A 6,578-nucleotide genomic window follows, 5' to 3' on the forward strand; every position below is an offset into this window, starting at 1 on the left:
TGACCGGCACTCCCGCCTTGATCATGCTGCGGCGGGCTTCGGTCTTGTCGCCCATGCGGCGAATGACTTCAGCCGATGGACCAATGAATTTAATGGCGATCCTCGGTGTTTCCAAGGCAACCATGCAGCCCGTCTGGGACGGCAAAGCCTTCCAGCCGAAACTGATGTTGCCTCTGTCGCTGTCCTACGATCACCGCGTGATCAACGGCGCCGCTGCTGCACGCTTCACCAAGCGTCTGAGCGACCTGCTGGCGGACATCCGCACCATCCTGCTGTAACACCGGCCGGCCCTCCTTCACCGGAGGGCCAGTCGCGCTTCACAGTTTCCGAGCGCCACGCTCGTACCTCAACCCCGCCAAATGGCGGGGCTTTTTTTTGCCCGCACTTTTTATCTGTAAAGATTACTTCCTACTTTTGTGGCTGATATTGCCCACAACTCAAGTCTGTTTCGGCCCGATTTTTTTTGCGATTCAATCACTAGCCTTAGTTATATAACAGCCAATACAAGCAATAACTTTCCACCTTGATTGAAAACCAAAACAGCGAATGGACTCGAATATGTTCAAGCCTACTGTCGGACCTCTTATTGGCAATACAACAACTAACAGCGCACGTATCTTTCTACGCGGCGAATGGCAAAGCAACGCTTTGGCATTTGCCGGCATTCGTTATCGTCGTGCCGGGGACGAACACTGGAGCCCCGGCGTATTTGCACGACTGACAGCCGAACGCGACATGACAGCCGTCATCGTCCTCCAGGACCTTGCCGGCGATACGAAGTACGAGTACCAGGCCGGCTGGTTCTCACCCATGAGCCCGGTGCACACCGCCGAAACCGTTCAGGAACTGCCACTGCAATGGCCTCGGGACATCTACGACCTGCGCACGCAATCGAGCGAGGCCAGCACGCCTCGCGCCTACATCGTTGGTTCCTGCCGCTACCTGTGCATGACCCTCGGCATACCGGTTGCCCCTCATCTGGGCGACCGGATCTTCGCCTCCATCGCCAATCTGGCACGCCATGCAACACCACCGGTCAATGCCATGCTGATGACGGGAGACCAGGTGTATGTCGATGATTTGAATTTAATCGCACCCGATCGGGAATACCCGGAAATACTTGCCAAATATCGCACTGCATTTTCCCAGCCGCATATCAGCAAGTTAATGTCTTCCATTCCCACTTATATGATTCTTGACGACCACGAGATAGAGGACAACTGGCCCGTTAATAAAAGCAGTGCGGATGATTATTTATACAAGAACGCAATGGCTGCCTATGAAATATATCAAGCCAGTCACAGCCCTGCCCGAATAACCACCTCATCGTCAAAACAATACTGGTACCAATTTTCCAATGGCGATATCGAATGGTTCGTCACCGACAGTCGCACCCAACGCAATCTCGCGAGCAACGACCGGCGCATCCTTGATACCGAACAGGAACAGGCTTTATGCGACTGGCTGATCCATAACCCCGCCCGAGTCAAATTCGTCGTCACCAGCGTCATGCTCTACCCTGACCGCAAGCGCCTTGGGGATGACGCCTGGCAGGCTTTCCCCGAACAACGGTTGCGGTTGCTGGAGACGATTCGTACACACAGGATCAAGAACGTCATCTTCATTTGCGGCGATGTCCACGGCTCGCTGACCAGTCGCCTGACACACAGCCAGGACCCGGAATTCGAGGTCCATACCATCGTGTCCTCCCCCCTGTGCAACAGCAGCCTGCTGCCCTATGCCAGGGACTCCACCTTTATCCTCGATCAACCCCTGATCCGGACCGCCACCGGCGATTATCGGCACGAACTGGGCCATCCGGTGATCAGCCAGGACAACTTCGCGCACCTGATCGTCGATACGGAACAGGTCCAGGTGCGTTATCACGATCGGGATGGCAGCCTGCTGCAATCGACGCGCATTGAACTGGATCAGGGCTGAAGTTCGATCAATAGCCTGACTATTTGCGATTAATTGAAGAAAACTTCGCTTCTGCCGACATATTCTTATAGCACTTGGCCTCCATCTCTCTTGTCAGTCGGTGCCGCAATGATGCAACCTTGCCGCAGGCAACAGTAAAGAAGGCGTGAGCCCGGCGCGTTCAGCAAATTCGAAGCGAGTTTCCCTCCATGAAAAGCCAACCCGATGCCGCCAGCCGTATGGTGGCCGAGGTAGTGACGCAGTTGCCTGTGCCCTCGCGGCTCGGCATGCTGCGTTTCGAACGGCTGAATGAACCAAGCTGGGCGCTGTTGTTTCTCGATCCCAATTGCGAGCGACAATTCGGCCTGCCGGCCGTGGAATTGTGCGCACTGATCGGCTCGCCCTACGCCAGCCTGATGGAGCCCGAAGCGCGCTATCAGTTGCACGACACCATCCAGCAACAACTGAGCGAAGCCTCGCACTACCTGATCCGCTACACCTTGCATACCGCCTCAGGCTCGCTGAACCTGCTGGAATTGGGTGAAGCCTACAAACAACACAATCGACACCTGTTGCGCGGTTACCTGCTGGTCATCGACGGCCTGTTCGAAGATGACCCCTTGCTGCCGGCGCTGGACCTGGAAACCCAGAACTCACGCTTGCAAATCGCCCTGGAACTCAACCAGCGCGCCCAGCAGGAACAACTCCAGCACCTGGACCGGGTACGCGCCCAGCAGGACCTGATCCTGCTGCTGACCCGCCAGCGCTACAGCAGCAACAACTCCCTGCAGGAAGCCGCCGAACTGATCACCCGCAGCGCCTGCGAGATTTATGACATCGACTGCGCCAGCCTGTGGAACCTCGATGGCTCGATGCTGGTCCCGATCTCGGCCTATCACCGCGCCAACCAGCAATACGTGCTGCCGCAGCCGATCACCGTCAGCGACTTTCCCGACTACCTCGATGCCCTGCACACCGGCCGCGCCATCGACGCCCATAACGCCATGCGCGACCCGCGCACCCGGGAAATAGCCGAAGCCCTGCGTCCACGAGACATCAACGCGATGCTCGACGCCAGCATCCGCGTCGACGGCCAGGTGGTCGGCGTGCTGTGCCTTGAGCAAACCGGTGCCACACGCGCCTGGCAATCGGATGAAATCGCCTTCGCCGGCGAGCTGGCCGACCAGTTCGCCCAAGTCATCAGCAATCACAATCGACGCACCGCCACCAGCGCCCTGCACCTGTTCCAGCGTGCGGTCGAACAAAGCGCCAACGCCTTTTTGCTGGTCAATTGCGATGGTGTGGTGGAGTACGTGAACCCCAGCTTCACCGCGATCACCCAATACACCACCGAGGAAGTCCACGGCCAACGCCTGGCGGAACTGCCGGCCCTGGAAAACCTCAGCGAGCTGCTGTTCGACGCGCCCTCTGCGCTGGCCAAGAGCAACAGCTGGCAGGGCGAATTCAAGAGCCGCCGCAAAAACCTCGAACCGTACTGGGGCCAGTTGTCGATTTCCAAGGTGTATGGCGATAACCGTGAACTGACTCACTACATCGGCATCTACGAAGACATCACCCAGACCAAACTCGCCCAGCAACGCATCGAGCGATTGGCCTATACCGATAACCTGACCAGCCTCGGCAACCGCCCGGCGTTCATCCGTAACCTGGATGAGCGCTTCGCCCGAGACAGCGATACCCCGATCAGCCTGTTGCTGGTGGACATCGACAACTTCAAGCGCATCAACGACAGCCTCGGCCACCAGACCGGCGACAAGCTGCTGATCAGCCTGGCCCGGCGCCTGCGCAACAGCCTGAGCCCCGGCGGCAGCCTGGCGCGGTTCGCGAGCAACGAATTCGCGGTGCTGCTGGACAACACCGACCTGGTAGCCGGCCAGCAGGTGGCCAACCAATTGCTGACCACCCTCGACAAGCCGATGTTCGTCGACAACCAGCTGATCAGCGTGACCGGCTCCGTCGGCCTGGCCTGCGCACCACTGCACGGGCGTGATCCACAGACCCTGATGCGCAACGCCGGCCTGGCCTTGCACAAGGCCAAGGCCAACGGCAAGCACCAGGTGCAAGTGTTCACCGAAGCGCTGAATGCCGAAGCCAGCTACAAGCTGTTCGTCGAGAACAACCTGCGTCGCGCCCTGACCCAGAACGAATTGGATGTTTTCTATCAACCCAAGCTCTGCCTGCGCTCCGGTCGCTTGCTGGGCATGGAGGCGCTGTTGCGCTGGGATCATCCGGAAAAAGGCATGATCCGCCCGGACCAGTTCATCAGCGTCGCCGAAGAAACCGGCCTGATCATTCCCATCGGCAAATGGATCGCCCGCCAGGCCTGCCGCATGAGCAAAGCGCTGACAGCCGCCGGCCTGGGCAACCTTCAGGTGGCGATCAACCTGTCGCCCAAACAGTTTTCCGATCCGGACCTGGTGGCGTCCATCGCCAACATCCTCAAGGAAGAAGCGCTACCGGCGAACCTGTTGGAGCTGGAGCTGACTGAGGGCCTGCTGCTGGAAGCCACCGAAGACACCCACATGCAACTCGACCAGCTCAAGGGCCTGGGCCTGACACTGGCCATGGACGACTTCGGCACTGGCTATTCGTCGCTCAGTTACCTGAAAAAATTCCCCATCGACATCATCAAGATCGACCGAAGCTTCATCCACGAAATCCCGGACAACCAGGACGACATGGAAATCACTTCCGCGGTGATCGCCATGGCCCACAACCTGAAACTCAAGGTCGTGGCTGAAGGCATTGAAACCGCCGATCAGCTGTCCTTCCTGCGTCGCCATCGCTGCGACGTCGGCCAGGGCTACCTGTTCGACCGCCCGATCCCGGGCGCCGAGCTGATCGAAAAACTCAAGCGCTACCCGCGCGGCCCCATCGCCTGACAACCACGCACGCCCCCCCTGTAGGAGCGAGCACGCTCGCGATAGTCGTCAACGATAACGCCGGGTGTTTGATGCCCCGCGGTGTCCTTGAGTCCATCGCGAGCATGCTCGCTCCTACAGGGGGTAGTGATTAACTCGGCATCATTGGGCACACTGGCGGTCTGGATCTTCACATCTCAACCACGAGGGGACTGAACATGGTCTTGCGCTCGGAAATTCTGGTGAACAAAAACGTGCTTCCAACCAAAGAACAAGCTCTGCCCGGCCGTGAAACCCCGATGAACCTGCCTGAAAAGCACTTCGTCTTCGAAGAGACGCCGCTGCTGGGCCCATTCTTCCAGGACGTCGACTTCGCCATTTTTGGCCTGGGTTGCTTCTGGGGTGCCGAACGCCGCTTCTGGCAGCGCGAAGGCGTCGTCAGCACCGTAGTGGGTTACGCTGGCGGCTTCACGCCAAACCCGACCTACGAAGAAGTCTGCTCGGGCCTGACCGGCCACGCTGAAGTGGTGCTGGTGGTGTACGACAAAGCGAAGGTCAACTACGAAGACCTGCTGAAGATGTTCTGGGAACTGCACAACCCGACCCAGGGCATGCGCCAGGGCAACGACATCGGCACCCAATACCGTTCGGTGATCTACGCGACTACGCCTGAGCAACTGGACGCGGCAATCAAAAGCAAGGCGGCCTATCAGGCTGAATTGACCAAGGCCGGCCTCGGCGACATCAGCACCGAAATCGATCAGGCGCCGACCGTCTACTTTGCCGAGACCTATCACCAGCAGTACCTGGCGAAAAATCCGGAAGGCTACTGCGGGATTGGCGGCACGGGCGTGACCTGCCCGATCTGAAGAAGATCATCTGTAGGAGCCAGGCTTGCCGGCGAAGGCGTCCCTGAGGTCGCTTTCGCCGGCAAGTCGGGTCGCCGCACCGCTGGCTCCTACGGGTTACTCAGCAATCAACCAATCCATCTGCCAACCACCCTGGGTCTGCCCAAGCTTTTTGGACAGCCACGGCAGCAACTCACGCAACTCTTCCTCCAGCCCCCACGGCGGGTTGGCAATCGCCAGACCGGAACCGTTCAGGCTGTTTGGCGTGTCCAGCGGATGCACCAGCAACTCCACGCGCAACAGCTTCGGCGCACCGCTGCCGGCCAGGTCCTGATAGAAACGACGCAAAGCGCGTTGATCCTTCACCGGGTACCAGATCGCCGCCACAGTTTGGCGCATGCGGCCAATGGCCTCTTTCAACGACGCTGCACAGCGCTGCATCTCATCGAGCTTCTCGAACGGCGGATCGATCAGCATCAGCGCCCGCTTCTCGGCCACCGGTAACAACGCCCGCGCGATGTGCCAGCCCTCGCCCAGATGCACGGCAACACGACGGTCGCCCTTCATGTTGTCCTTGAGCAGCACGCCGTCTTCCGGGTGTTTCTCGTTGAGCAACACGCGATCCTGCGGCCGCGTCAGGCGACGCGCCAACTCCGGCGACCCTGGGTAATAGCGCAACTGGCCATCCGGGTTCATCTCATGCAGCACCTGCATGTAATCGGCCGTCAGGATCGGCAGATCCGGCTGATCCCACAAGCGTGCGATACCTTCCAGGTACTCGCCGGTCCGATTGGCCTGATCGCCCTGCAAGTCATACAGACCGATGCCGGCGTGGCTGTCGAGATAGGCAAACGGCTGCTCCTTGCGCGACATCAGGGCGATGAGGCGGGTCAAGGACAGGTGTATGAACACATCGGCGTGATTGCCG

The 6,578-nt window shown here is 59.2% G+C and carries 4 protein-coding genes and 2 pseudogenes; 4 read left to right on the plus strand and 2 right to left on the minus strand.

The features are described from left to right. A pseudogene (locus tag ACQKP2_RS31120) lies at window positions 1-94 on the minus strand (hypothetical protein); the annotation flags it as partial. On the opposite strand from ACQKP2_RS31120, the pseudogene ACQKP2_RS31125 reads away from it, so the two are divergent. The 4 genes and pseudogenes from ACQKP2_RS31125 to msrA all read left to right on the plus strand — a co-directional run. Beyond that, a pseudogene (locus tag ACQKP2_RS31125) lies at window positions 93-278 on the plus strand (2-oxo acid dehydrogenase subunit E2); the annotation flags it as partial. The pseudogenes ACQKP2_RS31120 and ACQKP2_RS31125 sit on opposite strands and share 2 nt — an antisense overlap. A 280-nt stretch (window positions 279-558) precedes the next feature. After that, window positions 559-1,941 (plus strand): alkaline phosphatase D family protein, encoded by a 1,383-nt coding sequence (locus ACQKP2_RS31130; RefSeq protein ID WP_427582137.1) that lies wholly within the window; start codon window positions 559-561, stop codon window positions 1,939-1,941. A 188-nt stretch (window positions 1,942-2,129) separates the two neighbouring features. After that, window positions 2,130-4,823 carry a putative bifunctional diguanylate cyclase/phosphodiesterase gene (locus ACQKP2_RS31135; protein ID WP_427582138.1) on the plus strand — a complete coding sequence of 898 codons (2,694 nt, stop codon included), beginning with the start codon at window positions 2,130-2,132 and terminating at the stop codon, window positions 4,821-4,823. 197 nt (window positions 4,824-5,020) lie between these two features. After that, window positions 5,021-5,671 carry a peptide-methionine (S)-S-oxide reductase MsrA gene (msrA, locus tag ACQKP2_RS31140; protein ID WP_427582139.1) on the plus strand — a complete coding sequence of 217 codons (651 nt, stop codon included), beginning with the start codon at window positions 5,021-5,023 and terminating at the stop codon, window positions 5,669-5,671. A 96-nt stretch (window positions 5,672-5,767) separates the two neighbouring features. On the opposite strand, the gene ACQKP2_RS31145 is transcribed toward msrA, so the two are convergent. After that, window positions 5,768-6,578, minus strand: an 811-nt coding sequence (locus tag ACQKP2_RS31145) for a 23S rRNA (adenine(2030)-N(6))-methyltransferase RlmJ (RefSeq protein ID WP_427582140.1), incomplete at its 5' end; no start/stop codon positions are given.

Source organism: Pseudomonas sp. NPDC089569 (assembly GCF_050280625.1).
Classification (GTDB): domain Bacteria; phylum Pseudomonadota; class Gammaproteobacteria; order Pseudomonadales; family Pseudomonadaceae; genus Aquipseudomonas.

Excerpts from the sequence above, each read along its gene's own strand:
- ACQKP2_RS31130 (WP_427582137.1), top strand. The coding sequence starts at position 559 with ATGTTCAAGCCTACTGTCGGACCTCTTATTGGCAATACAACAACTAAC.
- ACQKP2_RS31135 (WP_427582138.1), top strand. The coding sequence starts at position 2,130 with ATGAAAAGCCAACCCGATGCCGCCAGCCGTATGGTGGCCGAGGTAGTG.
- msrA (WP_427582139.1), top strand. The coding sequence starts at position 5,021 with ATGGTCTTGCGCTCGGAAATTCTGGTGAACAAAAACGTGCTTCCAACC.